Origin of the sequence: Brachybacterium sp. JB7 (genome assembly GCF_003335205.1) — a bacterium.
GTDB classification, from domain to species: Bacteria; Actinomycetota; Actinomycetes; order Actinomycetales; family Dermabacteraceae; genus Brachybacterium; species Brachybacterium alimentarium.
The window spans coordinates 60549-86477 of record NZ_QPGN01000002.1 but is presented as its reverse complement, the minus strand read 5'-3'; the positions used below and the strand labels follow the sequence as shown (position 1 = coordinate 86477).

Here is a 25929-nt window from a genome sequence, read left to right as displayed (position 1 = left end):
GTCATCGACGATGCACGGGCACCACCATCGGCGTGCCGCTCTGCGGGTCCGCGGCGATCTCGGCGGCCAGGCCGAACACCTCCGCGACCAGCTCCTCGGTGAGCACGTCGGCCGGTTGACCGGCGGCGACGACCCGTCCGCCGTCCATCACGACCAGCTGGTCCGCATAGCGCGCGGCCTGGTTGAGGTCGTGCAGCACGGCGAGGACGGTGCGCCCCTGCGCGCGCATGTCCTGGCACAGGTGCAGCACGTCGACCTGGTGGCCCACGTCGAGGAACGACGTGGGCTCGTCCAGCAGCACGTACTCCGTGTCCTGGGCGAGGATCATCGCGATCCACACCCGCTGGCGCTGGCCGCCCGAGAGCCCCTCGACGCCCTGCTCGGCGAGATCCGCGACGCCGGTGGCCGACAGGGCCTTCGAGACCGCTTCGTCGTCACCCGGGAGCCACTGCCGCCAGGGCGAGTGGTAGGGGTGGCGGCCGCGGGCCACGAGCCCCTTCACGGTGATCCCCTCCGGCACGACGGGGTCCTGCGGGAGCAGGGCGATGCGCTGCGCGACGGCGCGGGAGCGCCACCGGCCCAGCGGTTTGTCGTCGAGCAGGGCCGCGCCGGCGCGGGGCCGCAGGGTGCGGGCGAGGGACTTCAGCATCGTCGACTTGCCGCAGCCGTTGGGGCCGACGACGGCGGTGAACCGCCCGCTCGGCACGGTGAAGTCGAATCCGTCGAGCACCGGGCGCTGGCCGTAGGCGACGGTCGCGTCGGCCAGGCGCAGCGACGAGGTGGTGCGGGAGGAGGTGTTCACGCGTCGGCCTTCTTCCATGCGGTGACGAGCAGGTATCCCAGGTAGACGCCGCCGAAGGCGGCGGTGATGACGCCGACGGGAAGGTTCTCGAGCGGGCCGACGTGCTGCACGGCAAAATCGGCGAGGACCATGATCAGCGCTCCGACCAGGGCCGACAGCACCAGATGGGGGCCGGGGGCGCCGACCATCCGGCGGGCGATGTGCGGGGCGGAGAGCGCCACGAAGGCGATCGGGCCGGCCACGGCCACGCCGGCGGCGGCCAGCAGCACCGACAGCACGATCGCCCAGGTGCGGGTGCGGATCGCGCTGCCCCCCAGGGCCTCGGCGAGCTGGTCGCCGAGGTCCATCATGCGCAGGTCGGGGGAGAGCAGCGCGACGGCGGGGGCGAGCACCAGCAGGCAGCCGCCGATCACGGCGGCCTGGCCCAGGCTGCGGGAGTTCAGCGTGCCCACCAGGTAGCCGGCGAGCTGGGTCGAGGAATCGCGCAGCGCCACGGCGACCACGTACTGGGTGACCGCGGTGGCCATCGCCGCGACCCCGATCCCGGTGATGATCACCCGCGCCGGGGAGGCGAAGCCGAGCCCGGTGGACAGGTGCACGAGGCCGATCGCTACGCCCGCACCGACCATCGCGCCGACCGGGGCGGGGACGAGCCCGGGAAGGAGCAGGGTCGCGAGCGCCACCCCGGCCCCCGCGCCCGCGCCGAGGCCGATCACGTCCGGGCTGCCCAGCGGGTTGCGGGTGACCGTCTGGAACAGCGCTCCGGCCAGGCCGAAGGCGAGGCCGGCCCCGATGCCCACCAGCAGGCGGGGCCCGCGCAGCCGCTCGAGCACGAAGGTCGCCGTGGTGCTGGCCTCACCGCGGGCGGCCGCGAGCAGGTCCGGCACGCCCACGCCGAGCTCGCCCCAGGCGAGGGTGGCGAGGCTGCCGGCGATGATCGCTGCCAGCAGCAGGGCGCCGAGGGTCAGGGAGCGGGCGCTCATGCGGTGACCTTCCCGCGGCGCACGGCCCACAGCAGGAACGGGGCGCCGATGAACGCGGTGATCACCCCGACCATGAGCTCCTGCGGGCGGGCGATCACGCGGGCCAGCACGTCGGACCCCAGCAGCAGCGCGGCCCCCAGCACGAGGGCGATCGGCAGCTGCCAGCGATGATCGCCGCCCACCAGGGCGCGCACCAGGTGGGGGACGGCGAGGCCCACGAAGGCCAGAGGGCCGACGGCGGCCGTCGCCCCGGCGGCGAGCAGGGTCGCGGCGAGGATCGTCGTGGCCCGCAGCAGCGCGACGGGGGTGCCCAGCGCGGTGGCGACGTCGTCCCCGAGGGCCAGGGTGTTCAGACCCGGCGCCACGACGGCCGCGAGCACGACGCCCAGCACGAGCGCCGGAGCGACCGCGCCGAGGGTGGCGTAGGAGGCACCGGCGAGCGAGCCCACCACCCAGTGGCGGAAGGAGTCGAACACGTCGGGACGGGTGAGGATCATGGCCTGGATGTAGGCGTAGAGCACGGCCGAGATCACCGCGCCGGCGAGGATCAGCGGCACCACCGAGTGCGACCCCGCGGGGCGGCCCAGCAGATAGACGACGAGCACGGCGAGCAGAGCACCGGGCAGGGCGACCCAGACCGTGGCCGCGCCGCCGGAGAAGCCGAGGAAGGCGGTCGCGGTGACGACGGCGGCCGAGGCCCCCGAGGTGACGCCCAGCAGTCCGGGCTCGCCGAGCGGGTTGCGGGTGACGCCCTGGATGAGCATGCCCGAGGCGGCCAGCGCCGCGCCGACGACCGCGCCGAGCGCCGTGCGGGCCTCGCGGGCGGCGATGACCTGGCGCAGGTGCTCGTCCTCGCGGCCGCGCACCACCTGCCACAGCCCGGCGAGGTCGATCTCCCGACTGCCCAGCGCGATGCTCGCGAGGCAGGCCAGGAGGAGGACCGCCGAGACGATGACCAGGGCGGCCCAGGGTGGGAGGCGCCTCATCTCAGCTGGCGGGGACCTTCGTGATCGCGTCGTCGATCATCGGGATGTAGCGCTCGAGCGCCCACGGCACGGTCAGCGGGTTGATGATCGAGGAGCCGGTGACGAATGACTGGTCCGTCGGCGCGACGATCGCGCCGTGCTCGACGGCGGGGATCGCGGCGTACAGGTCCTGCGCCTCGGTCTCCTCGCGGTTCTTCTCGTCGGAGTAGAAGGTGAAGATGAGGTCGGAGTCGGAGAGCTTGTCGGCGTTCTCCAGGCCGATCATCGCCGAGTCGGTGCCGGGCACGTCCCATTCGCCGAGCTCCTGGTTCACGGGGTCGACGGTGAGCCCGAGGGCGCGCACCATCGCGACGCGCTGCTCGTCCTGGTAGAAGACGCCCAGGGTGCCGGGCCCGGAGTTGTAGACGAAGGAGAAGGTGTGGTCCGCGTAGCCGGGCTGCGCGGACTTCTCGAACGTCTCGTGGATCTCGTCGATCAGGCCCTTCGCGGCGTCGTCCTCTCCGAGCGCCTTGCCGATCGTGGTGATCTGCTCCTCCCAGGTGATGACCCAGGGCTGCTCGGCGTAGGCGACGGTGGGGGCGATGTCGGTGAGGATGTCGAACTGCTCCTGGGTCACGCCGGACCACGGCGCGAGGATCACGTCGGGCTCGAGCGCGAGGACCGCTTCGACATCGAGCTCGGTGGCGCCCGTGAACTGCTCGGGCAGTTCGCCGCCGGCCTCGGTGACGGCCTCGTGGATCCAGGGCAGGTACCCGCTGTCGTCGGCGCCCCACGGGTACTCCTCGACGCCGACGGGGATGATGCCGAGCGCGATCGCGGTCTCCGCGGAGCCCTGGCCGAGGGTCACGATGCGCTGCGGCTTCTCGGTGATCTCGGCGGTGCCCAGGGCATGCTCGATGGTGACCGGGGTGAAGTCCCCGGTGCCCTCCCCGTCGGAGGCGGACGATCCGGCGCCGTCGGCCCCACCGCTGCAGGCGGCGAGCGCGAGCGGCGCGGCGAGGGCCCCGGTGATCCAGGCGCGGCGGGTGAAGCGGGCGGTGACGGGCATGGCTCTCCTGGCGAAAGGCGGGTCGACTTAGGGAAGACTAACCTCACGTAATTCACTCGCGGGAGGCCCCACGGGCCGACGGTGATCCGGATAACAGCGCTCGTCCGTCGGCGCGATCCTGCCGCGAGGGCAACCGATCGGTCCGGCAGCGCGCGGGCGGGAACTCTATGGTGAGCGCCATGACCAGCACCGACAGCTCCGACAGCTCCTCGGCCGGCACGGCAACACTGCGCCGCACCGTCACCACCACGGCATTGTTCCTGTTCATCCTCGGTGACGTGCTCGGAGCGGGCGTCTACGTGCTGGCCGGGGAGGTCGCCGCGCTGGCCGGCGGCGCCGTCTGGGTGCCCCTGCTCGTGGCGCTGCTGATGGCACTGCTGACCGCCGGCTCCTACGCCGAGCTGGCCACGAAGTACCCCAAGGCCGGCGGCTCCTCCCACTACGCGACCCGTGCCTTCGGTCCCGTGGTCGGGTTCCTGGTGGGCTTCTGCATGCTGGCCGCCGGCATCGTCTCGGTGGGGGCGCTCTCCCTGGGGTTCGCCGGTGACTACCTCGCCGAGTTCATCTCCCTGCCCACGATCCTGGTGGTCCTCGTGTTCGTCGCGCTGCTCGCCCTGCTCAACGCCCGCGGGATCTCCGAATCGCTCGGGGCGAACCGGGTCGCGACCCTGATCGAGGTGGGCGGTCTGCTGCTGGTGATCGTGCTCGGGGCGATCGTCGTGGGCCGCGGGGACGGCGACCTCAGCCGGCTCACCGAGCTCGGCACGCCCGAGAACGGGCCCGTGGCCGCCGTGCTCGCCGGCAGCATCCTCGCCTTCTACTCCTACGTCGGCTTCGAGACCAGCGTGAACATCGCCGAGGAGACGAAGGATCCCTCGCGCTCCTATCCGCGGGCGCTGTTCGGGGCCCTGCTGGTGGCCGGGGTCGTGTACGCACTCGTGGGCGCCGCGGCCGCTGCTGTCGTCCCCACAGCGGAGCTCGCCGAATCCTCCGCGCCGCTGCTGCAGGTCGTCTCCGCCGCCGGGCTGGTCCCGCCCGTCGTGTTCAGCGTGATCGCCCTGGTCGCGGTCTCCAACGGCGCCCTGCTGACCGGGATCATGTCCTCCCGCCTCGCCTACGGGATGGCGCAGGACGGACTGCTGCCGCAGGTGCTCACCCGGATCCTGCCGCGACGTCGCACGCCGTGGGTCGCGATCCTCGTCACGGCGGCGCTGTCGTTCCTGCTCGCCCTCACCGGCACGATCGACGTGCTGGCCAGCACCATGGTGCTGCTGCTCCTGGTGGTGTTCCTGGCGGTGAACGCCGCAGTGCTGGTGCTCCGACGGGACGAGGTCGAGCAGCGGCACTTCCGCGTGCCGACGGTGCTGCCGATCGGCGGACTGGCCTCGTGCCTCCTGCTGATGACGCAGGTCGAGGGCACGGTGTGGCGCCTGGGCCTGCCGATCCTCGCCGTCGGCGCGCTGCTGGCGGTCATCGCGGGATGGCGCCGACGGGCGGCGGGCAGGGCCTGAGGACCCGAGAGCGTCAGGTTCCGGCCGGGAACCGCTCCCAGACGCGGTGGCTCTCCAGCAGGGACTGGATCTCGCCGAGGACCGTCTGCCCGTCCTCGCCGACCACGATTCCGGCGCCGCCGGGAGCGGTGCGCGCCTCCAGCGCCGCGCGGCCCTCGCCCCAGGCGCCGATCGCCTTGGCATGGCGCCAGCATTCGTCGATCAGCTTCCCCACCCGCGGTTCGACGTCCCCGGAGCCGGGAGCTCCGGCCTTCGGATCGACCGAGGGCCGTGAATCCGGCGCCGTCAGCGGAGTGCCCGCCAGCAGCAGGGCGTCGAACTCCACCGAGGCGGCGGTCCCGAAGGTGCGGCCCACGGGCACGCCCGCCACCTCGCCGCCGCGCGGCGCGATCACGACGGGGGTCATGGAGGCCGCGACCACGGCCTCGTGCAGGTCGAGCAGCCCGGAGTTATCTCCCTCCGGGTCCACGACGATGCCGATCATCCGACCGTCGGTGGGCCAGCTGCCGCGCAGCTGCGAGAGCGGCGCGCTGGTGGCCACCCCGCCGTCGGACCCGTCGTCCGCCGGGACCGTCGGTCCCGGGGCGGGCATCCCGAGCGCGGCGGCGACCCGCGTGCACAGCTCCTCGTCGATGTTCGCCAGGCACTGCAGCTGCCGCTCACGGATGGTGTTCTCGTAGCACTTGCCCAGCTCGAAGGAGTAGGCGTCGACGATGTGGTCCTTCTCCACGAGGGTCATGCTGCGCCAGAACAGACGCGCCTGGCTGAAGTGGTCCTCGAACGTCGCGGAGAGTTCCCGCTCCTTCACGCCCTCCGGCACCCGCACGGGCAGATCCTCGAACGCGCCGTCCCTCTCGCCCGCCAGGAACGGGCAGCCGCCGTCCAGCGAGTTCGGGCGGTAGGGGGCCACGCCCGCAGGGTCGGCCTGCTGCCCGTAGCCGTCCCGCAGCATGTCGTTGACCGGGGCGTGGGCCCGATTGATCGGCAGCTGAGCGAAGTTCGGCCCGCCCAGCCGAGTCAGCTGGGTGTCCACGTAGGAGAACAGCCGCACCTGCAGCAGCGGGTCGTCCGTGACGTCGATGCCGGGCACGAGATGGCCGGGGTTGAAGGCGACCTGCTCGGTCTCGGCGAAGTAGTTGCTGGGGTTGCGGTTCAGGGTGAGCCGCCCGATGGGCTGCACCGGGGCGAGCTCCTCGGGCACGAACTTGGTGGGATCCAGCAGATCGATCCCCTCGAAGCTCTGCTCCTCGTTGTCCGGGAACACCTGGATGCCCAGCTCCCAGCTGGGATGCGCACCGGCCTCGATCGCGTCGGAGAGGTCTCGTCGATGGAAGTCGGGGTCGGCGCCGCCCAGGAGCTGGGCTTCCTCCCAGGTCAGCGAATGCACGCCGAGCGTCGGCTTCCAATGGAACTTCACCAGCGAGTTCTCCCCCTCGGCGTTGGAGAGCCGGAAGGTGTGGATCCCGAATCCCTCCATCATCCGGAAGGAGCGCGGGATGCCGCGGTCGCCCATGAACCACAGGGTGTGATGCTGCGCCTCAGTGTGCAGGGAGACGAAGTCCCAGAAGGTGTCATGGGCGCTCTGGGCCTGGGGGATCTCGCGATCCGGGTGGGGCTTCGCCGCATGCACCACGTCGGGGAACTTGATGCCGTCCTGGATGAAGAACACCGGGATGTTGTTCGCGACCAGGTCGAAGGTGCCCTCGTCGGTGTAGAACTTGGTCGCGAAGCCGCGGGTGTCGCGGGCGGTGTCCATCGAGCCGCGGGAGCCGACGACCGTCGAGAAGCGCGTGAAGACCTCGGTGCGCTTCCCCTTCGCGAGGAAGCCCGCGCGGCAGACGGACTCCGCCGTGCCGTAGCCCTCGAACACGCCATGCGCCGCCGCGCCGCGGGCGTGGACCACGCGCTCCGGGATCCGCTCGTGGTCGAAGTGCGTGATCTTCTCGCGCAGATGATGGTCCTGCAGGAGCACGGGGCCGCGTCGGCCCGCCTTCAGCGAGTGGTCCGTGTCCCGCAGCCGCGCGCCCTGGGACGTGGTCAGGAACTCGCCCTGCTGGGCGGTGGTCCTGCGTTCCGGGCTCGGCTCGGCTCCCGTGGGGGTGCGGGGCTGGGCGGCCTCCTGATCGGGCTTCGGCGGCAGCGGTCCCCTCGGCTCGGTGGGCTCCTCGAGCGAGGGCGGCCGACTGCTCGGCCTGCCGGGTGCCGGGGTGGGGGTCTTCTTCGTGGGGACCATGGCGTGCTCACTCCTGAAGGAGGTCGGGTGGATCGTCCGTGACTCACCTCACCGTAGGCCCGTCCTCGTCGGCCGGGAAGCCGCCGGGCGCTGACCTCCAGGGACCCGTGGGTACCGACCGGTCCGTCCGGGTGACGTGCCGTGCTCGCCGCTCTACGCTGACGGCGTCCCGCACCCCCTGATCCAGGAGCGACGATGGACGAGCGACCCCCGCAGGACGTCGGATTCACCGTGCTCGTGCTGGCCGATCCTGGTCAGTGCGTCGATCGCGCCCGGGCGGCCCAGGGCCGCTTCGAGGAGGAGCTGGCCGCCGTCTTCGGCGCCGCCACGGTCCATGTGCGCACCCAGTTCCTCGGCATCAGCGACTCCAACACCCTCGCGCTGGCCCCCGTGGACGCCGTGCGAGGCGACTACGAGCATGTGGACATGACGCTGCTGCTCACCGAGATGCCGCGCCGTGCCGACAAGCGGGCGCTGATCGCGGAGCTGCTGCCGGACCGGGAGGTGGCCACGCTCTCCCTGCCCACCATCGGGGTGCTCTCCGGGCGCGAGCGCCTGGTGACCGTCTTCATGGCGTGCGTGATGCAGCGGGGGGATGCGCTGACCGAGCAGGACCGGGCCCGCTACTCCCTGCGCTGGAGCCGGTGGAGCGGGACGTCCGACCGTCACGGTGCGCATCTCCGCTCCAGCGCCGTGATCGGGTCGATCCGCACGGTCCTCGGGATGGTCTCCACCAATGCTCCGTGGCGCGCCGCCCCGAAGCTGTCCAGCGCCCTGGCTGCGGCGTCGGCCACCGGAGCCTTCGGCATCTTCTACAACTCCATCTGGCAGATGTCCGCCGCGCTCTCGACGCCACGGCTGCTCCTGATCGGGCTGCTGGCGATGACCTCGATGGTGCTGTGGCTGATCGTGGGGAACCGGTTGTGGGAGCGCCCGATGCGGGACGATGCGACGACCGTCCTGCTGTACTACAACCTCTCCACCGTGCTCACGCTCTTCCTCTGCGTGCTCTCCCTCTACATCGCTCTCGTGGTGCTGATCCTCGGGGGAGCCTGGTGGTGATCGACCCGGACTTCATGAGCGGGGTCCTCGGCGAGCCGGCCACCTTCGCCCGTTATGTCGACATCGCCTGGCTGAGCGCCGCCCTCGGCGTGGTCGCCGGCGGGCTCGGTGCGAGCTTCGACGACTCCACCGACCTGCGCCAGCTCACCCATGGCAGCAGGGAGAGCCTGCGCCGCCCCTCCCGCGACGCTCAGGGCTGAACGGGACCGAGCCCCGTCACCGCGGGGCCCTCGAGGAGCGTGCCGTCCGGCGCGAAGCGCGATCCGTGCAGCGGGCAGTCCCAGGACCGCTCCGCATCGTTCCAGCGCAGCACACCTCCCAGATGCGGGCAGACTCCCGAGACGGCGCAGGTGCGTCCCTCCACGGTGGACACGGCCACCGGCCTGCCCTGCGCCCGGCCGACGACGCCCTGCCCCTCCGGCGGTGCCTGCTCGGGCAGCGCATGCAGCTCCGCGCCCGTCCAGCCCTTCAGGAGCTCCTTTCCCACCTGCGCGCCCATCGTCGCCTCCTGGGCGAGGGACCCGAGGCCCCCGCTCGCAGCATGCAGGGTCGCGAACCATCCGGGGGCGCGATCGTCGAGCGATCCGGCGATCGCCAGTGCGGCGACGACGGCGTTCGTCATCCCCCACTTGGCATAGCCGGTGGCGGCGAGGATCGTCCCCTCACTGCCCGGAAGCGCTCCGATCAGGGGGAGCTCGCCGGCGGGCTCGTAGTCCTGGGCCGCCCAGGAGTGGGTGCGCTCAGCTCCTGGTGCGAGCTCGAGCGCCCAGTCGTGCAGGTCCGCGAGCTGCGCGCGCGGCGACTCGGTGCGCCCGGTGACGTGGTCGTTGCCGCCCACCAGCAGCAGCTCCTCGTCACCCTGCGGGGCCGAGCGGAGACTGCGGACGGGGCCGTCGACCGAGACGTGCATGCCGCGGGGCACCCAGCCCGCCGCCGGCACCCGGTAGGCGAGCGCGTACGAGCGGTGCGGCACCATTCTCAGCGGCTGCCCACCGCGATCCAGGACCGGACTGCCGGTGGCGAGGACGAGACGATCAGTACGCACCTCACCAACGGTGGTGGTCAGCGTCAGCGGGCCACGACGGTTCGCGCCCGTGAGACGAGCGCCCTCGACGATGATCCCGCCCAGGCTGTGCAGTTCCGCGGCGAGCGCGCCGAGCACCTCCATCGGATCGAACTGGGCCTGGCCCTCGAGCGCCACCGCACCCGTGATCGGGAACGGCAGCTCCGTCGTGTCCTCCCAGCGCGCATCGAGGCCGAGCGCACGCGCCGTCTCCAGTTCGCTGCGCAGGCTCTGGGCACCGGGGGCCGTGGTGGCGTAGCTGTAGGCGGCCCGGCGCTGGACCGGGACCGCGTGCCGTGCGCACAGCTCGAGCACCCAGTCCTGGGCGTCGCGGTTCGCGGCGAGATATGCCCCGGCGACCTCGAGCGAATGCCGCCGACGGATCGTGGACAGCCGCGTCCCCTGGAGCACGGTCAGCTTCGCGGTGGTGTTCCCGGTGGCGACCGCGCCCACGCTGCGCGCCTCCAGGAGGATCACGCGCTTCCCGGAGCGGGCCACGGCCACCGCCGTGGCGAGGCCGGTGAGACCGCCGCCGGCGACGGCCACGTCGTACGAGACGCCCACCGGCAGGTCGGAGACCGGGATGCGCGAGGGGTCATGGGCGTCGAGCCAGAGTGAGGTCATGGCAGCTGCTCTCCATCCATCGTCGGATGGGCCGGGGGCGGGCCCGCTGCCCACTCTAGGGAGCGGGACGATCAGGCAGCGGCAGACGCTTCGGATGGACCGAGCGGTCGCCCGACGGCACCGTCGTCACCCGCGGGCGAGACGGCCATCCGCCACGGCGAGCGCCCTGAGAGCGGATCGGGCCCGACTGCTCAGGGCTCAGGCGTCGTCCTCGCGGCCGGGCGCGGCCCGGTTATTCGGGGCAAGGGCTTCGTTGTCGCCGTCCTCGTCACCGGTGTTGCCACCGTCGTCACCGCTGTCGTCGGTGTTGTCATCGCCGCCATCGTCAGCGCCGTCACCGCTGCTCTCGCCGTCACTACCCTCGGTGCTGTCCTCGCCGCCGTCCGTAGTGGGCTTATCGGAAGTCTTCTCTTCCGTGGGCTCGTCCGAGGGCTCCTCCTCCTCGGTGGTGGTCTCCTCCTCGGAGGGCTCCTCCTCCTCGGTGGTCTCCTCCTCCGACGGCTCCTCCGAAGGCTCTTCCTCTTCCGTGGTCTCCTCCTCGGAGGGCTCCTCGCTGGGCTCCTCCGGGGCAGGGGCCTGCGTGGTCTTCGGGGCCGGGGGCTCCGGGCTGGGAGCGCTGCGCTCGCGGGTCTCGTTGTCCAGCGGGACCTCACCGGGGAACTGGAGCATCTCCTGACCCTCGAGCGATTTCGACATGATGTCGCCCCAGATCGTGGTCGGGTAGCTGCCGCCGGTCATGCTGGTGACGCCGCCGAAGGGGGTCAGGGACTCCTCAGTGGTGCCGTCCTCGGAGGGCTGGAACATCCCCACCGCGGTCACCAGCTGCGGCGTGAAGCCCACGAACCAGGCCGAGCGGAACTTCTCCGAGGTGCCGGTCTTCCCGGCCACCGGGCGGCCGCCCATGGCGTTCTGCAGCGAACGGGCGGAGCCCGTCGTCGGCGGCCCCTGCAGCGCGACGGTCGCGTTGATGGCGACGTTCTTGTCCATCGCCTGCTTCTCCTCGCTCTTGTGCTCGTAGCGCGAGGAGCCGTCCGGCCGGGTCACCGACTCCACGATGAAGGAGTCGCGGTGCACGCCGTCGGCGGCGATGGTCGCGTAGACCTCGCCCATCTCGGCGACCGTGGGGGACGCGGAGCCGAGCACGTTGGAGGCGTCGGCCGAGAGTCCCGGCGTCTTCTCCGGCAGGCCCAGGGTGACCGCGGTGTCCCGCGTGCGCTCCGGACCGATCTCCAGGTTCAGCTCCGAGTAGGCCGTGTTGATCGAGCTCTCGGTCGCCTTGCGCAGCGAGACCCGCCCGTAGTCGGTGTTGTTGAAGTTGTTGACCGTCCACCCCGGGAACGACTTGGGCGAGTTGCCGTCCCAGTAGGAGTCCAGCGGATAGCCGTCCTCGAGCGCCGCGATCAGCGTGAAGGTCTTGAAGATCGAGCCGGCCTGCATGCGCGACTGGGTGGCGTCGTTGCGGGGCTGGGCCACGAAGTCCTCGCCGCCGTACAGGGCGCGGATCGCCCCCGAGGAGGGATCGATCGTGACGGTGCCGACGTGGTTGTTCTCCGGACGGTCCTCGGGCAGGTTCTTGATCGCCTCGATGGTGTTGTCCTGGATCCCGGTGTCGATCGTCGAGACGATCGTGAAGCCGCCGGTGTTGATCTCGTCCTCGGTGAAGCCCTCGTCGACGAGCTCGTTGCGCACCTGGTCCAGCAGGTAGCCCTTGGTGCCGCCCAGCGAGTTCTCGCTCTTGGGCTCGATGGTCTCCGGGAACTCGAGCGCGTCGGCGTCCTCCGGGGACATCTCGCCCACGTTGACCTCCCGCGAGATCACGCGGCCCCACAGCTCGACGGCCTTCTCCTCGTTGTTGGCGGGATCGTAGGAGGAAGGCCCGGGGATCACCGCGACCAGCAGCGCCGCCTCGGCGTCGTTCATGTCCGCGGCGTCCTTGCCGAAGTAGGCCTGCGAAGCCTCCTGCACGCCGTAGGCACCGCGACCGAAGTAGATCGTGTTCAGGTAACGGGAGAGGATCTCGTCCTTCTCCAGCTCCTGATCGATCTTCAGGGCCATGATCGCTTCCTTGGCCTTGCCCACATAGGAGGTCTCGGTGCCGGTGTAGTACCGCTCCACGTACTGCATGGTGATCGTGGAGCCGCCCTGACGGGCCCCGCCCTGGAGGTTGTTCACCAGGGCACGGACGATGCCGCGCGGGGAGACGCCGCGGTTCTCGTAGAATGTCGAGTCCTCGCTCGCGACGACCGCGTCCTTGACGTTCTGGGGGATCTCGTCGGACTCGAGCTCGGTGCGGTTGATCTCGCTGAACGTGCCCATCTCCGTCTCGCCGTCGGCGTAGTAGACGCGGCTGGTCTGCGCGAGAGCGAAGTCCGACGGCTCGGGCACCGCGGTGTCGTTGTAGAGCCAGACGGCGAAGCCGAGGCCGGCGAGGACCATGAGCGCCATGGCGCCGACGATCATCCGCAGCGAGGGGATCCAGCGCCAGGGGTTCTTCCTCCCGGCGCGCGGATAGTTCAGGAAATTCGTCGCCGCGACCTTCTGGGCACCCCCGCGCTTCCCCGTGGACCCCGCGTGACGGGAGTTCACCGATGTGCGGCTCGCGCCCTTCGACGCCGAGGCCGACGCCCCTGCGGTCGCGGCACCGGACTTCTTCGGCGTGCGGCTCGCGCTCTTGGGCGCGGGAGTCCTGGACGACCTGCCTGCGGACTTCGCGGAGGACGTGCGCCGCACTCCGGCAGCACGGCGTGCGCCGTCGCGTCGGGAATCGCTCATGTCTGCTCCTGGTCCTACGAGGTGTCGTACGGTGCCGCGGGCACCGAGGGTGCACGGCCTCCCAGTATGAGCACGCACATCCGTCGGACGGAACGACCCGGCGTCGAACAACACAGGTTGTGCACGAGTGGTGCGGTCCCGCTCACACGCTCACTTCTCGCTGCGGGATTCCCACCAGGAATGCAGCTCGGCGATCGCGCGCTCCTCGCCGAGAGGCCCGTGCTCCATGCGCAGCTCGAGCAGGTGCTTGTAGGCCTCTCCCACGTCGCGGCCCGGACCGATCCGGAGGACCTCCATGATCCGGTTGCCGTCGAGATCGGGGCGGATCCGACCGATCTCCTCCTGCTCGGCGAGGTGGTCGATGCGCGCCTCGAGCTCGTCGTAGGCACGGGCCAGCGTCCGCGCCTTGCGGCGGTTGCGGGTCGTGACGTCGGCGCGGGTGAGCCGGTGCAGGTGCTGCAGGAGGTCGCCGGCATCGGTGACATAGCGGCGCACGGCCGAATCCGTCCACGGCGCCTCCGCATAGCCGTGGAAGCGCAGGTGCAGCTCCACCAGGCGGGCCACCTTCTTGGTGGTGTCCTTGTCGAAGGTCATCGCCTTCATCCGCTTCGCGGTCATCTTCGCGCCCACGGTCTCGTGGAAGCGGAAGGTCACCACCCCGCCCTTCTCGAAGCGGCGGGTGGCGGGCTTGCCGATGTCGTGGAACAGGGCGGCCAGGCGCAGCACCAGGTCAGGAGCCTCGCAGGGACCGCCCGAGCCGGCGGGGCTCTCCAGGTCGATCGCCTGGTCCAGCACCGTGAGGGTGTGCTCGTAGACGTCCTTGTGATGGTGGTGCTCGTCGATCTCGAGGCTCAGGGCCGGCAGCTCGGGCAGCACGTGCGCGGCCAGGCCCAGCTCCACCAGCAGTTCGAGACCGCCGCGGGGGTGGGCGCCGAGCACGAGCTTGACGAGCTCCTCGCGCACCCGCTCGGCGGAGACGATGGCGATCCGCTCGGCGAGGGCCTCGATCGCGTCGGCCGTGCTGTCCTCGATGCGGAACCCCAGCTGAGAGACGAAGCGCACCGCGCGCATCATGCGCAGCGGATCGTCGGTGAAGGACTGCTCGGGGCCGACGGGGGTGCGCAGCAGGGTCCGGGAGAGGTCCGCGAGCCCGTCGAAGGGATCCACCAGCTCCAGCGACGGCAGCCGCACCGCCATCGCGTTGACCGTGAAATCACGGCGGGAGAGGTCCCCCTCGAGCGTGTCCCCGTAGGCGACCTGCGGCTTGCGGCTGGTGGGGTCGTAGGACTCCGTGCGATAGGTGGTGATCTCGACCTTCACGCCGTCGCGGATCCCGCCGAGGGTGCCGAAGTCGCGGCCCATGTCCCAGATGGCGCCGTCGTGCGTCCACTCGCGCAGGATCGCCTCGGTCTGCTCCGGGAGGGCCGAGGTGGTGAAATCGAGGTCGGAGCTCGAGCGCCCCAGCACGGCGTCCCGCACCGGACCGCCCACGAGGGCCAGCTCGAGACCGGCGGCCTCGAAGCGCCTGCCCAGATCGTGGATCTCCTCGGGCAGCGCCGTGAACATGGAGGCGGCACGGGTACGAGCGATGTCGAGCCGCTCGGCGGTCTCGTCGACGGAGTCGTTCACGGTGGGTCCTGTCGTGGGTATCGGAGAGCGGGCCACGCGATGTGAGGGTGTCGTGCACCCACAGCCCCTCTACGGTAGCGGCCGCTTACAGTGTCCCCATGCCGTCGTCCCGTCCCTCCGTGCACCCTGTGCTCGGCGCACTCCTGACGGCACTGCTCATGACTGCATCGGTGCTGGTCGGAGCGGGGTTGCCGACACTGCCCGCCGCGCAGGCCACAGGTGCCCCGCACGCCGTCGACGCCCCCGCGCTGCCGCCGAAGCCGGCCACGGACGCCGCTGTGAGCATGGATCTTGTCTCCCTCACTCCCACCTCGCTGGAGGAGGGGAGCACGCTGACGGCCCGGGTCGAGGTGACGAACACCTCCTCGGAGCCGCTGCCGGCGCTCTCCCTCGAGCTGCGCACCCTGACCTCGCGGGTCACCGATCGCTCGGCCCTCGCCAGCTGGCAGGCCGACACCACCGCCGACACCTCCACCCCCTCCCTGGCGACGTCGCCCGAGGTCGACGAGCTCGCCCCCGGGGAGTCCACGACCCTCACGGTGACGCTCGCCGCCGACGAGCTCGGCTACTCCGACGCCCCCTATTACTGGGGCACCCGGCGCATCTCCCTGACCGCGGTCGCCGACGAGGACCCCCTCGCCTCGATCCGCTCCTTCATGGTGTGGCGCCCCGCGGGCGCCGAGACGACCATCACGCAGTCGGTGCTGCTGCCGGTGGCGGAGGAGGACGCCTTCGCCTCGGTCACCGATCCCGAGGCCCATCAGCAGTCCCTCGAGTCCGGCCGGCTCGCCGGCACCCGAGAGCTCGCTCAGCGCGACGACGTGGACTGGTGGCTGGACCCCGCGCTGCTGGACCCGCCCCAGCTGCCCGTCGATCCGGATCCGTCCGACGACACGGGCGACGACACGAACGACGACGGCGCGGAGGGCGACGGCGCGGAGGACGCGACGGACCCCGAGCAGACCGGGGACCCGGACTCCGACTCGCCCGTCGCCCGGACCTTCGAGGTGGACGCCGCCTCCGCCGATCTCGCCGCCTCCCTGCGTGACGGTGTCGGGGACCGCACCGTGCTCGCGATGCCCTACGCACAGAGCGACCTGGTGAGCGTCGAGCAGGCGGACGCCCAGGCGCTGCATCGCGCCGTGGACGCCCGCGGCGCGGCCGTCTGGGAGGAAACCGGGATCGCTCCGGAGGCCTCAGCGATGGGGATCGAGGGCACGATGGCCGACGGCGATTCCCTGCAGGCCCTCCTCGACGCCGGCGCGGATGCCGCCGTCGTGCCCTCGAGCTCCCTGCGGCCGGACCTCGACGCGGCCGTCACGCCGAGCTCGGTGGGGGTCTACGAGTCCGACGACGGCTCCGAGCTGCCGCTGCTGGCCCCGGACCCGGTGCTGTCCGACGAGTTCGCGCACCTCACCGCCGACTCCGACACCGAGCAGACCCAGCAGCGTCTGCTCGCCGAGACCGCGACCATCGCCTCGGAGTACACGACCGCGCCGCGCCATCTGCTGATCTCCCCGAGCTCCACCGTCGAGCTCGACCCGGTCGCGGCCGGAGCCGCCCTCGACGCCCTCGACGAGGCGCCCTGGATCGAGCAGGGCAGCACCAGCGCGCTGCTGGACTCCGTCCCGGAGCGGTCCTGGACCACGGATGCGCAGGACGACTCCGGGGCGCCCTACGCGCTGGGGACCGTCGGCCCCGGCGAGGTGCTGCCCTCGGGTCCCAGCAGCGACGGACTCTGGGAGCACCGCTCCACGGTGACCGAGCGGGACGCGCTGGATCCCGTCTCCCTGCGTTCCCTGGACTCCACGTGGCAGCAGCTCGGCGTCCTCGCCACGGCGATGGAGGACGACGCCTCCCTCGACGCCACCCGGCTGCAGGTCCTCTCGGGCACCTCGCTGCGGTGGAGCGGCGACCCCGAGGGACTCTCCGCCCTCGCCGACGACTCCCGCGACACGGCCCAGGGCCTCGAGGACCGGATCGAGGTGATCCCGGCCTCGGGATACAACCTCATCTCGGACTCGGTCGGCGTGCCGGTGACCATCTCCAACGATCTCGACTCCCCGATCACGGTGCGCCCGGAGGTCACGTCGGACCGCCCGCTGGTGCAGATCGGGGAGGTCGAGGACGTGACCGTCCCGGCCCATAGCCAGGTCGATGCGGCCGTCCCCGTCGAGGCGGTCGCCAACGGCACCGTCACCCTCACCACCGTGCTGACCACGCAGGACGGTCAGCAGCTGACCGAGCCGGTCGACGTGCCCCTGACGGTGAACCCCGCCTGGGAGAACTGGACCACGCTGGTGATCGTCATCGCGATGGGCCTGCTGGTGGTGGTCGGAGTGGCCCGGGCCCGACGCACGGGAGCCTCCACCCGGGCGCCGGCCGTGCACGGTCCCGAGGATCCCGAGGAGCTCTCCCGCAGCGGCATCTCCACGGTCGACACGAGCACGGCGGCGAAGGCGTGGTCGGCCCGGGCAGGGACCGGCAGCGGAACCCCCGCTCCGGATCCGGACCCCGACGACGACCGCCCCGCAGACGACCCACCCGACACAGACGACAGAGAGGAGCAGGCCCCGTGAGCTCCGCCCTCCGTGCCCAGCACGTCCCGCGCCACCGCCGCCAGGGCGTCGCCTCCAGCCGCTCGACCCTCATGCAGGCCAGCGTGCTCATGGCCGCCGGCTCGACCATCTCGCGTCTGCTCGGCTTCGTGCGCAACTACATGTTCGGCATGATCCTCGCCGGCTCCATGTCCTCGGCCGCCAGCGCGTTCAGCGCGGCCAACACCCTGCCCAACACGGTGTGGCTGCTGGTGGGCGGCGGCACCCTGAACGCGATCCTGGTGCCGGCGATCGTGCGGGCCGTGAAGCGCCCGGACCGCGGCGGCGACTACATCTCCCGCCTGATGACCCTGGTCGCGGCGGTCTCCCTCGGCATCACCGTCGTGTGCATGGTCGGCGTGCCCCTGCTGCTGCCCCTCACCAGCGGTGTGCTGCCCCCGGAGACGCACGCCCTCGCGGTGCAGCTGGGCTATTGGATGATGCCCCAGGTCTTCTTCTCCGCTCTGTACGTGATGTGCGGGCAGCTGCTGAACGCGCACGACTCGTTCGGGCCCTACCAGTGGGCCCCGGTGCTCAACAACCTCGTGGGCATCATCGGGGCCGGCATGTTCTTCGCGATGTGGGGAGCGGTCGGCTCGCCGGCGACCTGGACGCTGCCGATGATCATCGCCATGGCCGCGATCAATGTGGGCGGCTCGGCCGCGCAGGTCGTGTTCCTGTTCTGGTACGTCAAGAAGCTCGATCTGCGCCTGCGCCCCCGCTGGGGATTCCGCGGCCTGGGGCTCGGCAAGCTCTCCAAGATCGGGCTGTGGACCCTCGGGATGCTGGCCCTGGGCCAGCTCGGCATCTGGGCCACCCGCTGGTCGACCGGCCGTGCCGGCTGGATGACCGAGCAGCTGCGCGACGATCCCGAGCGCGCCGCCCGCTACCCGAACCTGCTCACCCTGGATTGGGCCTACATGGCCTTCATGATCCCGCAGGGGATCATCGGCGTCGCCGTGGTCACCGCCGTCTTCCCGGCGATCTCCCGGCGCGCGGTGGACGACGACCACGCCGGGGCCATGGCCCGCTACGCAGAGACCAGCCGCATGCTGGCCGTGCCGATGATGCTGTGCGCCGTGCTGTTCATCGCGCTGGCCGGACCGATCATGTGGGTGATCGGCGGCGGCACCGGCGAGATCGGCGCACGCGCCAATGGCACCGTGCTGGTCGCCTACATGCTGGGCCTGGTGCCCTTCGCGTCGCTGTACCTGATCAAGCGTGTGTTCTACGCCTACGAGGACGCCCGCACCCCGTTCCTGACCCAGATCCCGGTCACCGTGATCAGCCTCGCGGCGATTCCGGTGATCCTGCTGACCGTCGATCCGCTGTGGGCCACGGCCTCCGCCGCCGGCGCATCGAGCTTCGGCAACCTGGTCTCCTGGCTGATGGGCACCTGGCAGCTCCGTCGTCACGCCCGCCGCCTCGGCACCACTCCGCCGAGCCTCGCCCGTGAAGGGCTCGTGCTCGGGAAGCTGCTGGTCGCGGGCCTCATCGCGTGGGCCGCGGGCGCAGGGCTGGTGGCCCTGCTCGACGACCTGTTCTGGTCCCACCGACTCACCGCGGTGCTGCTGGGCGCCGTCGTCGGCGCGATCATGACGGCGGTGTTCGCCGGCGCCGGCTGGCTGCTCAAGATCAGCGAGGTCCGCCAGCTGCTCGGCTACTCCGGACGTGTCGTGAACCGGCTGACGCGCCGCGGGAAGCCGGTGACCTCGTAGCATGGAGCTCGCTCGTGACGGCGCATTCCCGCAGGACGAGGTTAAGGACGGTCCGTGAACACGAACCCGCTACAGGACGCACTGCGTTCCCGGTGGACCCTGGAGGGCAAGATCCCTCTGGCAGGCGTCGCCGAGGGCGCGGTGTGGCACCGTGCCCGCACGGTCGACACCGGTGAGAACGTCACCCTCTTCATCGTGCAGGGCGAGGCGGCCCTCGAGGCCGCTGATGCGGTGCGCCGCGCCTACCTGGTGGAGGATGCCCGGCTGCTGCCCGTCCGCGAGATCGTCGTGCTCGACGACCCCCGCGAGGAGCAGGACACGAGCAGCTCCGACGCACCCGCCGTCGGGCCGATCACCGTGGTCGAGTACCCGATGCCTCCCGCACCGCCGCTCGCGGCCCTGCTCGGCTCGTCGCAGCTGCATCCCGAGACGGCCCGTTCGATCATCGGTGAGGCCGCCACCGGTCTCGAGGCCGCCCGACGACGAGGCGTCCGCCACCAGTTCATCGATTCCAACCGCCTCTTCGTGAACCTCCGCTCCGGGGAGGTCACGGTGCTGGGCGTGGGCGTCGAGGCCGCCGCGCACGTGGGCCTGGACCGGTCCCGCGAGAACGCTTCCTTCCAGGACACGGCCGCCCTGGTCACGCTCCTGTACCGCACGCTGAGCGGGAGGAGCCCGCAGCACGACTCCGCGGGCCTCGTGCCCCGCCCCTCGACCCTCGTGGACACCCCCATCCCGGCGGATCTGGATCTGCTGTGCGATCTGGTGCTCAACGAATCGGCCGACGATGTCCCCGAGACCACGCGCGAGCTGATCGCCGCTCTGGAGCCGTGGCAGTCGATCCCGGTCACGCTCGAGGCGTATCCGCACGAGGGCGCCGGCCCGTCCGCGGCGACCGGAGGCGCCGCGTGCTGCCGGTGCCGCCAGCGCAGCGCGCGCGTCGCTGCTGGTGCTGGTGCTGGTGCGACAGCTGGTGCGCGACGCCACCGCACGCACGTCTGGCCCGCGCACGTCGGCATCCAGCCGCGAGCCCGCCCCGAGCCCGCCGCCGAGGCGCACGCCGGCGCTCCGAGCCCGAGGATGCTGCCGACATCGCGCCGACGGTCTCGACCGAGACGCCCTCCCCGACGCCCGGAGCCACGGGGGCTGCGGCGACGGCCGGTGTCGCCGGCCTGGCCGCGGCGGCAGGCGCTGCCGGAGCCTCGAACGACTCCGGGACCGGCGGCGGCACCGAGAGCCCCGGGACCTCCCGGACCGGCGCTCGCACCGACTCCGACGCTCACGACGCCGCCGCTGCCGCTGCCACCAGCGATCATCAGGGCGACCAGGCTCAGCAGGATGAGCAGGCTGCCGCGGACGCTGCCGCAGCGTCGGCAGCGTCGGCCGAGGCGAAGCAGATCGTGCAGGAACTCCACCTCGCCGAGAAGCGCTCGACCAGCCCCTTCCCGGGGCATCTCGACATCCAGCCGCCCGTCACCCCGGAGCCGAACGCACCGTCGGCCGCCCCGCCCGCCCCTGTCTCCCCGCAGTCACCGGACCCCGCGGAATCGTCGGCCCCCGCAGCCGCGGCGTCTCTGGCCCCGGCCGCAGCGGCCTCCGCCGCCCAGCAGCCTGCGCAGGACTCCACCGATCCGGCGCTCGCACCGGTCGCCGCGACGCCCGCACAGGCTCCCGAGGACGGTCCGGTGCCGGTCGTCGGCCGCACCGAGTCGATGGCGGCGGCCACCGGCCCCATCGTGGTCCGAGGTCGCGACAGCTCCGCCCCTGACGAACCTCCGGCCGAGCCCACCTCCCAGTACGCGCGCAGCTCGCTGCTGCGCGACGTGGTGAGCGTGGCAGTGGACTCCGACGACCCCGACACCTACGCGCTGGGACCGCGACAGCCGGAGGAGCGCTCGCGGCAGTCGCAGTGGATCATCGCCGGTGCCGTGCTGTTCACGATCATCGCGGCGGTCTTCGCGGTGACCACGGCGACCTCCGGTCTGCGCGACCGGATCACGGACCCGCTGGAGACGGCGGCGGCCCCCACCACGCCCACCGAGACCGATACCGGCGAAGCGCCCGTCGAACCCACTGCCGAGAACACCGAGGAACCGGAGCTGCCCGCGCCCGAGATCAGCGGTGTGGAGCTGTTCGCCGAGGGCGGGGCCGAGCCGGACCACACGGACCAGCAGGACCGCCTCACCGACGGCGACACCGAGACGTTCTGGTCCACCCAGCACTACGGCAGCCCGGACTTCGGCGGCATCAAGGAGGGCGTGGGGATGCGGCTGTCCTTCGCCGAGGAGTCCCAGCTCTCCGTCGTCACCGTGACCACCGCGCGCAACACCGGCGGCACCCTCGAGCTGCGCGCCGTGAACGACGACGGCTCGCCCGGCGACGTGCTCGCCTCCGGCAAGTTCGCCGGGGACGGCGAGGTGCGCCTCGAGCCCGACGAGCCCGTCGATGCGGAGAAGGTCGCTCTCTACATTCCTGAGCTGCCGCCGGACAGCAAGGAGTCCGATCGCTACCGCGCCCGGATCGCGGAGATCACCGTCGAATGACGTCCAGGAGGTCGCGCAGCTCGGCGACGCGTCGCGCTCGGGGGAAGCGGTCGCACGTCGCCTCGATGCTCGGCGTGCCCGTGCCGCTAGTGCTCGTGGCCTTCATCCTGGCGGCGCTCCTGGGGGTGCAGCTGACCGTCGCGCTCGAGCAGTCCACCGCCAGCCGCTCTCGCGCTGTCTCCTCCTCGGTCGACACGGGAACGGGCGCCGGGAAGAATTCGTCGGGTCTGCCCGTTGTCAATGAGACCGCCCTCGGCACCGAGGTGCAGCGTCTCGTCGACGCCGGGATGATCGTTCCGCCGACGACGTTCGACGCCACGACGTGCCTGCGGTCGCAGGGGATCCCGGAATCGATCCTCATCATGGAGGAGGTGGCATGGAACGCGGACGAGACGCCCGGCTGGCTGCTCGTGTACGGCCCGATGGACCGCGAGACGTTGCGCGCCAACGGCGGGACCGTCTCGGCGCTGGTGGTCACGCCCGAATGCGGCTCTCCGGACTCCGACGCCGCCGATCCGGACCAGATGCGCCTGTGGTCCGGCGAAGTGATGATCGGATCGCTCTGATCGGTCACCTTCAGCCGGCCACCACGACCCCCGTGCTCCATACTTGGTCGCGGTCCTCCCGCTGACCCCCACACTCTCCTCGATCTCCACGGAAGGACATCACAGACATGTCGCAGCCCATCCAGGCTCTCAACATCCTCGGCGCGCCCACGGCCGCCCAGACCTCCCCGGCCGTCGCTGCGGAGAACACCGACGACGGCACGGTCCACGAGGTCGTCATCGTCGGCTCCGGGCCGGCCGGATACACCGCAGCGATCTACACCGCCCGGGCGGAGATGAACCCCGTGGTCATCGCAGGAGCGCTCGACGCCGGCGGGGCCCTGATGACCACCACCGACGTGGAGAACTTCCCGGGATTCCCCCAGGGCGTCCAGGGCCCTGAGCTGATGACGCAGCTGCAGGAGCAGGCGGAGCGCTTCGGTGCCGAGATCATCTACGACGACGCCGTGGACATCCAGCTCGAGGGCGAGGTCAAGACGGTCACGCTCGACGACGGCACCGTCTACCGCGCCAAGACCCTCATCCTCTCGACCGGCTCCGCCTACCGCGAGCTCGGTATCGACGGGGAGAAGGAGCTCTCGGGCAAGGGCGTCAGCTGGTGCGCGACCTGCGACGGCTTCTTCTTCAAGGACCAGGACATCGTCGTGGTGGGCGGCGGCGACAGCGCCGTCGAGGAGGCCACCTTCCTGACCCGCTTCGGCAAGTCGGTGACGCTCGTGCACCGTCGTGACGAGCTGCGCGCCTCCAAGATCATGGCCCGCCGCGCCGAGGCCGATCCCAAGCTGTCCTTCGCCTGGAACAGCGAGGTGCTCAGCATCAACGGCACCGACAAGGTCGAGTCCGTGACGCTGCGCGACACGATCACCGGCGAGCAGCGGATCCTTCCCACCACGGCCGTGTTCGAGGCGATCGGGCACCTGCCCCGCACCGATCTGGTGCGAGGCAAGCTCGAGCTCGACGACGAGGGCTACATCGTGTGCCAGGGCCGCTCGACCTACACCTCGGTTCCCGGCGTCTTCGCCGCCGGGGACGTCGTGGACCACACCTACCGCCAGGCGATCACGGCCGCCGGCACCGGCTGCCAGGCTGCTCTGGACGCCGAGCGCTGGCTCACCGATCAGGCAGCTCTGGCCGACGAGCAGGCGAAGGCCGAGCAGGCGGCGGAGGCAGCCGCCCCGGCCGTGAGCTGATCGCCGGCCCACCCCCTCATCTCGCGCATGTCCGGTGCCGCTGTCGAGAACAGCTCCACGCGGCCCGGCCCAGTTGCGATCGTCCTCGTGACGGCCGACTGGGCCGGGCCGTCGCGTCCTGCCCCCACGCTGCTGCGTGAGCTCAGCCGACGCTGGGGAAGCGCAGTGCGTGCCGTCCTCGTGGACTCCGCGCAGGACGACGTACTGGACCTCCTCGAGGTCGAGGTGGTGCCTACGTGGCTCCGTCTGCACCCGGTGGAGTCCGTGGACGCCACCGCCGACGACGCGCTCATGGGTGTCGTGGAGGACCTTGCGGGGAAGACGCCGACGGGGGACGACATCGTCCTGTCAGGCCGCTGGGCCGTGAACCACCGCCGCACTGGCGCCCTCCCGAAGCATGTGATCGCCGAGGAATTCGGGCCGGGCGAGGTTTCACGAAGCGGCAGCGACGGTCAGGCCGCCCCGACCAGCAGCTGACGGCTCGTCTGCGTCTCTGCGGCGGCGCAGGGAACAGGGAGCGGGTTGGCGGCCATGGGGCACGGATGGCACCGAGCGGGCCCGCACCCAGGCCCGGAGCCCCGGTGTGGGTATGGCTCGAGCCGAGATCAGCACACGCCTGCCGCCGCACGTCAAGTCCGCCGCAATGGGCGCGGCTGACGTGCACTGTTGGCTTCTTCCACAACGTTGTCCACATCGATGTCCACAGTCGGGAGCGCGTCTGTCCACAGCCTTGTCCACAAGCGATTGTGGATAACTCGCTGTCGCGCCGATCCGCACGTGAGCCCACAATGTGCCGTTGACCTGCAGCGACGCAGAGTTGAGCCAGTGGACTCCCGATCGCCGGCTTTCGGTCACAAAGAGATGAAGTGTGACTGCAGTCACGGCGCTCGTGCCGGTTGTCCACAACGTTACGCACACTGTGCATATCTCGAGTGAGCGTCGCCCTTCGTCCACAACAAGCGATCCGCAGCAGTGTCACGTGGATGGGTCGAAGTAGTGTGCCGTCATCGACCATGCGCTGGCCTCGAACCCCCGGCGATGTCCGGGTCTTCTTTTGGAGGCCGACCACGCCGGCACTTCCGAATTCCAGTGACCGGATGGTCACCGACGTTCCACGTGAATCATGCGGAGACGGAGCCATCAGTTCAGCTGCACGTCGCCGAGCGTTCATGAGAGGCCGGGGCAGCGCAGTGCTTGCTCCATCGGCGAGCACGGGCTCGAGGCAGACATCGGTGTCGGCTGGGCACGCAGTTTCCCGTGAAACCCGGGCAAGGGATGCGCCGACGAGCACGGGTCGAACGCGACCAGAACTGGTCGTCGCTCTGAGGTCTCGAGCGCAGTAACGCCGGGAACAACATGTGGGCCCACATTGCGCGGCGCACTGCGCGTTTCCCGTGAAACGTGATTGACTACTCGTTGGAATCGGGGCGGGGTGAGTCAGGGGGCCTGCTTCGGGAGCCACGCAGCAGAGCGCGTCGAGTGGATCGCGAGCGCAGCTGCATCGCCCGCATTACGCACTCGGATGTGCCGCCGCCACTGCTTCACGTGAAACGTCGCAGTAGGAGGCCGGCCCTTGTACCCGGTGACGATGCCTTCCGGCTCCAGCCGTGAACACCTGAGCACCCCGTCGCTGCTGGAAGGAAAGCCGCAAAGCCGTATGCGCAAGGCGGGCGGTGCCAACGGGTGGCTCTGCTGCTGCACAAAATAGGCGTGCGGTAGGCCCGGGGCACATACCCGGCTGAGCGTCAGGTCCCACGTTCCCCGTGAAACCTCCGCGGCACCCTTAGCTTGTGCCGGAAGACGGGACGGGCGAGTGGGAGCGTCGGACGCACAGGTCTCTCAACTCATCCCATACTTGGCGTTGCACGTGAAACCTGCGGCGCTAGTCATTGCGCCACCTCACCGTCGGTGCGATCAGGACTGACGCGCACCTCATATCCCAAGATCTGAAGCGGTGCCCAATTCTGGGAACGCACAATCGGGCAGACCCCTCCGGTCGCCACACTTGGAATCGAGCTTACCGGTCACTATGCGATCTCCACGTCTCAAAAGTGCACAAGGAGCGTATGCACCACGCCTGCGGCCGTTTCACGTGAAGCGTCCTCGTCGGTCTCGCTCTTCGCAATACACAGTCAATAGGCGCGGTGTTGCCGGGACAAGCATTCGTGTTTCCCGTGAAGCCTAGCGGAGTAGGTCCAAACGCACAGGCCTGCCATGCGCGGGTCGTGCGAGCCATCCGTACGCCGGAGTTCGTCGCGGTAGGACTGATCGCTTGAGGACACAGTTTCACGGGAAACTGCAGGATTTCTCAAACGTCTACGGCCCGATGCAAAGTGCATGGAAACTCGACACGCGACATGGTGGTGTCGACGGGCGTCGCGGATCGTTGGTCTCCCAACCCTTCGCAGAACCAGGTTTCACGGGAAACTTGAATTTTGAGCACTGCGGCGGCAGCCGATCATCAAACCTGGGGGGTGAGGTACCAATAGACGCCTCGAGCCAACCGCCTGCCAGCCCGCCAGCCCGCCAGCCCGCCAGCCCGCCAGCCCGCCAGGAAGTGACAGTTTCACGGGAAACCGACCCCAAAGTGACCCCCGATGTG

At 70.8% G+C, this 25929-nt stretch carries 17 protein-coding genes; 9 read left to right on the top strand and 8 right to left on the bottom strand.

What is annotated here, in order from left to right; translation table 11 throughout:
- Window position 1: 1 nt before the first annotated feature.
- The 4 genes from CIK81_RS02705 to CIK81_RS02690 are packed head-to-tail and all read right to left on the bottom strand — an operon-like array spanning window position 2 to window position 3819.
- A complete protein-coding gene (locus CIK81_RS02705; RefSeq protein ID WP_241963901.1) occupies window positions 2-802 on the bottom strand; it encodes an ABC transporter ATP-binding protein in 801 nt (266 codons plus the stop codon).
- Window positions 799-1785, bottom strand: coding sequence for an iron chelate uptake ABC transporter family permease subunit (locus CIK81_RS02700; protein ID WP_114355353.1), 987 nt, complete (start codon window positions 1783-1785; stop codon window positions 799-801). Before CIK81_RS02700 ends, CIK81_RS02705 begins: the two co-directional genes overlap by 4 nt.
- Entirely contained in the window at window positions 1782-2771 is a 990-nt protein-coding gene (locus CIK81_RS02695; RefSeq protein WP_114355352.1) for an iron ABC transporter permease, read from the bottom strand. The genes CIK81_RS02700 and CIK81_RS02695 overlap by 4 nt, the downstream gene beginning before the upstream one ends.
- 1 nt (window position 2772) lies before the next feature.
- Window positions 2773-3819 (bottom strand): iron-siderophore ABC transporter substrate-binding protein, encoded by a 1047-nt coding sequence (locus tag CIK81_RS02690; protein WP_096166563.1) that lies wholly within the window; start codon window positions 3817-3819, stop codon window positions 2773-2775.
- Window positions 3820-3998: 179 nt separating this feature from the next.
- Between CIK81_RS02690 and CIK81_RS02685 the strand changes: the two genes are divergently transcribed.
- Window positions 3999-5330 (top strand): APC family permease, encoded by a 1332-nt coding sequence (locus tag CIK81_RS02685; RefSeq protein WP_096166590.1) that lies wholly within the window; start codon window positions 3999-4001, stop codon window positions 5328-5330.
- Window positions 5331-5343: 13 nt separating this feature from the next.
- Here the strand turns inward: CIK81_RS02685 and CIK81_RS02680 are convergent, their stop codons facing one another.
- On the bottom strand, window positions 5344-7563 hold the full coding sequence (locus CIK81_RS02680) for a catalase (protein WP_096166562.1): 2220 nt from the start codon (window positions 7561-7563) through the stop codon (window positions 5344-5346).
- A 195-nt stretch (window positions 7564-7758) separates the two neighbouring features.
- On the opposite strand from CIK81_RS02680, the gene CIK81_RS02675 reads away from it, so the two are divergent.
- Together CIK81_RS02675 and CIK81_RS18450 are read left to right on the top strand one after the other, a co-directional pair.
- Window positions 7759-8625: a hypothetical protein gene (locus CIK81_RS02675; protein ID WP_241963900.1), complete on the top strand. Its 867-nt coding sequence runs from the start codon at window positions 7759-7761 to the stop codon at window positions 8623-8625.
- The gene (locus tag CIK81_RS18450) at window positions 8622-8825 is read left to right on the top strand and encodes a hypothetical protein (RefSeq protein ID WP_241963899.1); all 204 of its coding nucleotides are present in this window, start codon (window positions 8622-8624) and stop codon (window positions 8823-8825) included. The genes CIK81_RS02675 and CIK81_RS18450 overlap by 4 nt, the downstream gene beginning before the upstream one ends.
- Here CIK81_RS18450 and CIK81_RS02670 read toward each other — a convergent pair.
- The 3 genes from CIK81_RS02670 to CIK81_RS02660 form a co-directional block, all read right to left on the bottom strand.
- On the bottom strand, window positions 8816-10312 hold the full coding sequence (locus CIK81_RS02670; protein ID WP_114355351.1) for an FAD-dependent oxidoreductase: 1497 nt from the start codon (window positions 10310-10312) through the stop codon (window positions 8816-8818). The two genes, CIK81_RS18450 and CIK81_RS02670, sit on opposite strands and share 10 nt — an antisense overlap.
- Window positions 10313-10510: 198 nt before the next feature.
- Window positions 10511-13084 (bottom strand): transglycosylase domain-containing protein, encoded by a 2574-nt coding sequence (locus CIK81_RS02665; protein WP_114307442.1) that lies wholly within the window; start codon window positions 13082-13084, stop codon window positions 10511-10513.
- 150 nt (window positions 13085-13234) lie between these two features.
- Window positions 13235-14650: a CCA tRNA nucleotidyltransferase gene (locus tag CIK81_RS02660; RefSeq protein WP_096166589.1), complete on the bottom strand. Its 1416-nt coding sequence runs from the start codon at window positions 14648-14650 to the stop codon at window positions 13235-13237.
- Window positions 14651-14811: 161 nt separating this feature from the next.
- Here CIK81_RS02660 and CIK81_RS02655 point away from each other — a divergent pair, with 161 nt between their 5' ends.
- The 6 genes from CIK81_RS02655 (at window position 14812) to CIK81_RS02630 (ending at window position 23804) form a co-directional block, all read left to right on the top strand.
- Window positions 14812-17292, top strand: coding sequence for a DUF6049 family protein (locus tag CIK81_RS02655; protein ID WP_241963898.1), 2481 nt, complete (start codon window positions 14812-14814; stop codon window positions 17290-17292).
- Window positions 17289-19028, top strand: coding sequence for a murein biosynthesis integral membrane protein MurJ (gene murJ / locus CIK81_RS02650; RefSeq protein ID WP_096166559.1), 1740 nt, complete (start codon window positions 17289-17291; stop codon window positions 19026-19028). Before CIK81_RS02655 ends, murJ begins: the two co-directional genes overlap by 4 nt.
- Window positions 19029-19936: 908 nt before the next feature.
- Window positions 19937-21571, top strand: coding sequence for a hypothetical protein (locus tag CIK81_RS02645; RefSeq protein ID WP_158541893.1), 1635 nt, complete (start codon window positions 19937-19939; stop codon window positions 21569-21571).
- Window positions 21572-21636: 65 nt separating this feature from the next.
- Window positions 21637-22137: a hypothetical protein gene (locus CIK81_RS02640; protein WP_241963944.1), complete on the top strand. Its 501-nt coding sequence runs from the start codon at window positions 21637-21639 to the stop codon at window positions 22135-22137.
- Between the two features lie 107 nt (window positions 22138-22244).
- Window positions 22245-23327 (top strand): thioredoxin-disulfide reductase, encoded by a 1083-nt coding sequence (gene trxB, locus CIK81_RS02635; RefSeq protein ID WP_096166556.1) that lies wholly within the window; start codon window positions 22245-22247, stop codon window positions 23325-23327.
- 27 nt (window positions 23328-23354) lie between these two features.
- Window positions 23355-23804, top strand: coding sequence for a hypothetical protein (locus CIK81_RS02630; RefSeq protein WP_096166555.1), 450 nt, complete (start codon window positions 23355-23357; stop codon window positions 23802-23804).
- The last annotated feature ends 2125 nt before the right edge of the window (window positions 23805-25929 follow it).

Bases quoted from the DNA above. Each gene is read 5' to 3' on its own strand.
- CIK81_RS02700 (WP_114355353.1), bottom strand. From the start codon at position 1,785: ATGAGCGCCCGCTCCCTGACCCTCGGCGCCCTGCTGCTGGCAGCGATC.
- CIK81_RS02695 (WP_114355352.1), bottom strand. From the start codon at position 2,771: ATGAGGCGCCTCCCACCCTGGGCCGCCCTGGTCATCGTCTCGGCGGTC.
- CIK81_RS02690 (WP_096166563.1), bottom strand. From the start codon at position 3,819: ATGCCCGTCACCGCCCGCTTCACCCGCCGCGCCTGGATCACCGGGGCC.
- CIK81_RS02685 (WP_096166590.1), top strand. From the start codon at position 3,999: ATGACCAGCACCGACAGCTCCGACAGCTCCTCGGCCGGCACGGCAACA.
- CIK81_RS02680 (WP_096166562.1), bottom strand. From the start codon at position 7,563: ATGGTCCCCACGAAGAAGACCCCCACCCCGGCACCCGGCAGGCCGAGC.
- CIK81_RS02675 (WP_241963900.1), top strand. From the start codon at position 7,759: ATGGACGAGCGACCCCCGCAGGACGTCGGATTCACCGTGCTCGTGCTG.
- CIK81_RS02670 (WP_114355351.1), bottom strand. From the start codon at position 10,312: ATGACCTCACTCTGGCTCGACGCCCATGACCCCTCGCGCATCCCGGTC.
- CIK81_RS02665 (WP_114307442.1), bottom strand. From the start codon at position 13,084: ATGAGCGATTCCCGACGCGACGGCGCACGCCGTGCTGCCGGAGTGCGG.
- CIK81_RS02660 (WP_096166589.1), bottom strand. From the start codon at position 14,650: ATGTTCACGGCGCTGCCCGAGGAGATCCACGATCTGGGCAGGCGCTTC.
- CIK81_RS02655 (WP_241963898.1), top strand. From the start codon at position 14,812: ATGCCGTCGTCCCGTCCCTCCGTGCACCCTGTGCTCGGCGCACTCCTG.
- CIK81_RS02640 (WP_241963944.1), top strand. From the start codon at position 21,637: ATGCTCGGCGTGCCCGTGCCGCTAGTGCTCGTGGCCTTCATCCTGGCG.
- trxB (WP_096166556.1), top strand. From the start codon at position 22,245: ATGTCGCAGCCCATCCAGGCTCTCAACATCCTCGGCGCGCCCACGGCC.
- CIK81_RS02630 (WP_096166555.1), top strand. From the start codon at position 23,355: ATGTCCGGTGCCGCTGTCGAGAACAGCTCCACGCGGCCCGGCCCAGTT.